This window comes from Thermococcus sp. MAR1, from assembly GCF_012027305.1.
Taxonomy (GTDB): Archaea; Methanobacteriota_B; Thermococci; order Thermococcales; family Thermococcaceae; genus Thermococcus.
In genome coordinates this window covers 1-403 of sequence record NZ_SNUF01000032.1, presented here as the reverse complement: position 1 = coordinate 403, position 403 = coordinate 1, and the positions used below count along the sequence as shown (strand labels likewise).

Sequence of the window (403 nt, the reverse complement as noted above, 5' to 3'; positions counted from 1 at the left end):
ATTTAACTGGCGATTTGTATTTGCCGAAAGGATATAATAAAGATAAAGACGGCCCTTTGCCATTGTTAATCTGGGCTTATCCGAGAGAGTTTAACAGTGCAGCCGATGCAGCCCAGATAAGAGGTTCACAATATCGTTTTACAACTATCAGTTGGGCTTCACCGATATTTTATGTAACACAAGGTTATGCAGTATTGGATAATGCAGAGATGCCGATTGTTGCTACCAGTGCAGATAAAAAACCGAATGATGATTTTGTACATCAATTACAATTAAATGCAGAAGCAGCTATTAATAAATTAAGTGAAATGGGTGTGGGTGATAAGAATCGTGTAGCTGTTGGCGGGCATAGTTATGGTGCATTTATGACTGCTAATTTATTAGCCCATACTAATTTATTTAA

General features: G+C 37.2%; 1 protein-coding gene. It reads left to right on the top strand.

Features of this window, described 5'->3' with window-relative positions; genetic code table 11:
* On the top strand, nucleotides 1–403 hold a 403-nt coding region (locus tag E3E25_RS11415), incomplete at both ends, for a S9 family peptidase (protein ID WP_206204739.1).